General features: G+C 43.9%; 2 protein-coding genes. One reads left to right on the top strand and one right to left on the bottom strand.

Features of this window, described 5'->3' with window-relative positions:
* Nucleotides 1–558: 558 nt before the first annotated feature.
* Complete coding sequence (locus tag ACEYW6_RS35805) at nucleotides 559–2,781, top strand: FdhF/YdeP family oxidoreductase (RefSeq protein ID WP_412983545.1); 2,223 nt, start codon at nucleotides 559–561, stop codon at nucleotides 2,779–2,781.
* A gap of 363 nt (nucleotides 2,782–3,144) precedes the next feature.
* Here ACEYW6_RS35805 and ACEYW6_RS35800 read toward each other — a convergent pair whose 3' ends face one another.
* Nucleotides 3,145–3,594 (bottom strand): orange carotenoid protein N-terminal domain-containing protein, encoded by a 450-nt coding sequence (locus ACEYW6_RS35800; protein ID WP_412983544.1) that lies wholly within the window; start codon nucleotides 3,592–3,594, stop codon nucleotides 3,145–3,147.
* Nucleotides 3,595–4,291: the final 697 nt, after the last annotated feature.

The following is a 4,291-nucleotide window of genomic DNA, read 5'->3' as shown; positions in this document are numbered from 1 at the left end:
CCCATTAAGGGTTATCTCTCAAATGTCACTCATCCCTGAATATTTCTATTCATTTCGAGTGAACGAATCGCACTCCCTGTCCACTGTGGCAGGGATTTTTATTTGAACTACTGCTTTAAGAGACTATTTATCGCCACCCAAGCACTGTTGCAACTCTGACTGCGGTTCCCATTCAGATGCGGTACAACACTACATCACGAGCTATAGGGGCACGGCACTGCCCCTACGGGTTTACCTCACGTAAACGAGAATGGCGATCGCTTCAGTCCCTACTACAAACTGAGCACCATTATAATTTGGTTAATCAGTTGTCACTATACTAAACGGTAACTCAAAAAATTAAAGCTGTAGTTAGTAATGTTCCTAGTTTGATAAGTAACGCTTAAGTTGTTGTTACTGCGGCTGAAGCTGTGCGTATAAACGTTCAAGTTGTCGTTAAGACACAAGAAGTTAATCTTCTCAATTTTCATCTCCTATGTCTAGATTTTTAACCACCTGCTACTCAATTGCGATTCAAAACGGTAGCCTTAAATAATCCAGCAACTCACACACTGCATCATGTTACCTAAACCCAAAAAGCACTGGACACCCTCAAACTGGGCAAGTTGGAAGCCTTTCGGGATTGGCGAACAGTACCCCAACAACTACTGGGAAGTCTTTCGGGCTATTTGGCTGTCTCGTGACAAACTACCCTATGCGTGGAATATTCTCGATAAAGGTGTCTGCGATGGTTGCGCTCTTGGAACAACCGGGATGAAGGATTGGACTCTAGATGGCATTCATCTCTGCAATGTCCGGTTGCGGCTGTTGCGGATGAATACGATGCCAGCTTTTGACCCTGTACTACTAGAAGATGTTTCGCAGTTACAAAAGCAAAAAAGTGCCCAATTACGAGACTTAGGACGGCTTCCTTACCCGATGATTCGTCAACGAGGGGAAAAAGGTTTTCGTCGTGTTACCTGGGATGATGCTTTAGGGATAATTAGCGATCGCATCCGCACTACCACACCAGACCGCCTCAGTTTTTATGTTACCAGTCGCGGTACTGTCAACGAAACTTATTATGCCACCCAAAAAGCTGTGCGGGCAATGGGAAGCAATAATATTGATAACGCGGCCCGCATTTGCCATTCTCCCAGTACAGCAGGGCTGAAAGCTGCTCTGGGTGCAGGGGCTACTACCTGTTCTTATAAAGACTGGATTGGAACTGATTTATTAATCTTCATTGGTTCCAACGTTGCTAACAATCAGCCTGTTACCGTTAAGTATCTCCATTATGCCAAGAAAGCTGGCACTAAGATTGTAGTTATTAATACTTACCGTGAACCAGGAATGGAGCGCTACTGGGTGCCCTCAATTGTAGAAAGTGCCGTTTTCGGTACAAAGTTTGCCGAAGACTTCTTCTTAATCAACATGGGCGGGGATATAGCATTTTTGAATGGCACTATTAAACATATAATTGCTAACAACTGGGTAGACCAGTCATTTATAAATTTACATACAGTTGGCTTTGCCGAACTCAAAGCATCATTAGAAAGTCAATCTTGGGAAGAATTAGAGCGGCTTTCTGGTACATCCCGCGATGAAATGTACGCCTTTGCCAAAATGGTCAAAGAAGCTAATACAGCCGTATTTGTTTGGAGTATGGGCATTACTCAGCATGAATGCGGTGAAGATAACGTGCGAAGTATTATCAACTTAGCTCTCACCAAAGGTTTTGTCGGTCGGGAAGGCTGCGGTTTAATGCCAATTCGCGGTCATTCTGGGGTGCAGGGTGGCGCAGAGATGGGATGTTACGCCACAGTATTTCCTGGTGTTAAACCCATTACCCCAGAAAATGCTGCCCAATTGAGTCAGCATTGGGGCTTTGAAGTGCCCGCAAGTAAAGGTTTAATTGCTCCAGAAATGATTAACGCTGCACATCAGAAGCAATTAGATGTGTTGTTTTCCGTGGGCGGGAATTTTTTAGAAGTGCTGCCAGAACCAGATTATGTGGAAGCGGCGCTGAAGCAAATACCGCTGCGGGTACATATGGATATTGTTCTCTCTAGCCAAATGTTGGTGGAACCTGCTGATACTGTGGTGCTTTTACCTGCGACGACTCGCTATGAAATACCAGGAGGAGTCACAGAAACTAATACCGAACGCCGGGTAATTTTCAGCCCAGAAATTCCGGGGCCGCGCATTGGAGAAACGCTTCCAGAGTGGGAAGTGTTTTTAGAATTGGCAAGGCGAGTAAAGCCAGATTTGGCAGATAAGCTGGCTTTTGCTGACACAGCTGCTATCCGTCAAGAAATTGCTCAAGTTGTCCCCCAATATGCTGGTATTCAACATTTACAGCAGGCTGGTGACCAGTTTCAATATGGTGGATCACATTTGTGCTTTGGTTGGAATTTCCCGACAGCAGATGGGAAAGCACACTTTGGCGTATTATTGCCACCACAAAGAGAATTACCAGAGGGCTATTTTCTATTAGCAACTCGTCGAGGCAAACAATTTAATAGTATGGTGCAAGAACGCAAGGATGCAATTACTGGGGCGGTGAGAGAAGCGGTGCTAATGAATGCTGCTGATGCGGCAGAGTTGGGTTTAAAAGATCGCGATCGCGTCATTCTTAAGAATGATTTAGGCGAGTTGTTCTGTCAAGTCTACATTGCGCCAATTCAGTCAGGTAACTTGCAAGTACATTGGCCAGAAGGGAATGTGCTACTAGATAAAAGTAAGCGATCGCTTGAAGGTGTCCCTGATTATAATGCGATCGTGCGGTTGGAAAAAATCTGAATCAAGTCTCATTTTTCCAATTTATTTCAACCACATCTATCGTAGGGGCATAGCAATGCTCATTGGTGTCAACTTAACGTAAAAACCAGTCTATAACCAGCTTTTAGGATTGTCTCGTTCCCAGTCGGAGACTGGGAATGCCGTCCTTGGGGCTGCTGCCTCTCTTGCTGGCGGCAGAGCCGCCAAGAGCAGCATTTCCAGCCCAGAGGTTGGAAACGAGATTTGAAAAAGCTTTTAGCTTAAGTTGACACCTATGAGCAATGCTGTGCCCCTACAGCCTGATTTATTTACCTAAAAATAGCTGTAATTTGCTACTTTCAGTTATCTCCAATTCTAGAAAATATTGAGAGTTATTAAACTGAGCTAACCCATCGCTTGCACCGCACTCAACATAAAATTAACCCGCTGTTCAAACTCCAGCTTTTTGATCAATGCGACAAATTTATCCGTTTCAGCAGGTAGTTGATAGTCGGAAGGTACTTGGATGATGGTTCCATTGTCCATGCCTTGTGCTAGCAGCAGCCAAACCTCTAATTTGGCATTAGGACTTAGACTATTATAGGTTTGGCTAATATTGTTAGCTGCACCATTAATAATGTCGCGCTGTGCTTGCAGTTGCTCTTCTTTAGATAAATCTAGGATTTGGTCAAACACTGCTTTAGCAGGAGTTTCAACACTTTGAGGAGGTGCCGGGTTTAGCTGCTCTTTAAGATCCAAATAACCAAACCAAAGTAAGGCTAGCTGAGTATCTACATCAAAGCGTTGAAAAGTTTCTAAAGCTGGTCTTGTTGCTTCATCAACTGTGTAAGTCATAAAAAACTCCAACTAAGTTAAGGCTATTGTGATTTCCTTAGTTACTTACTAAGAAAATTTGCTTTTAGTACTTCATACAACTTAACGGACAAATGCAGATAGATAACCCTACTTAGGGTAGGGATAGGACTCATTACATAAGACAGATATAGATAACCGAAGTTGCTAGTTACAAAAATGGCTGCTTCGATGTATAGGAAAGCTAAATAACGTCTGTGACTGTAAGCGATCGCTTGAAGGGATTGCTGATTATAAGCAACCATTCTGTATCTAGCTACAGAGGTAAACCAGAATCAGCCTGTAGCATATATCAACAATACAGCAGATAACACTAAAATAATTACTTACTAAACTGTTCAAGCCTCCCCCACAAACGCTTATTGTGGGGGTTTTTTGCTGTCTATCTGACTTTTGCCGTAAAGTCTCAAAAGCCTTACTTACAAATAATTTATAGGGGTTCTCGTTTACGTGAGGTACACCCGTAGGGGCACGGCACTGCCCATTGGTGTCAACTTAAGCTAAAAGTCTTTTCAAATCTCGTTTCCAGCCTCTGGGCTGGAAATGCTGCTCTTGGCGGCTCTGCCGCCTCCCTTGCTGGCGGCAGAGCCGCCAGGACGGCATTCCCAGTCTCCGACTATTGGTGACAACTTAAGGCGATGGTCAAAATGTCAAGCAGGATATGGAGATAAGTTCAAAG

The sequence above is a fragment of the Nostoc sp. UIC 10607 genome (assembly GCF_047228265.1).
Lineage (GTDB): Bacteria > Cyanobacteriota > Cyanobacteriia > Cyanobacteriales > Nostocaceae > Nostoc > Nostoc foliaceum_A.
The sequence above is the reverse complement of the archived record's forward strand: the minus strand, read 5'-3'. Positions and strand labels throughout refer to the sequence as shown.

Bases quoted from the DNA above. Each gene is read 5' to 3' on its own strand.
- ACEYW6_RS35800 (WP_412983544.1), bottom strand. From the start codon at position 3,594: ATGACTTACACAGTTGATGAAGCAACAAGACCAGCTTTAGAAACTTTT.
- ACEYW6_RS35805 (WP_412983545.1), top strand. From the start codon at position 559: ATGTTACCTAAACCCAAAAAGCACTGGACACCCTCAAACTGGGCAAGT.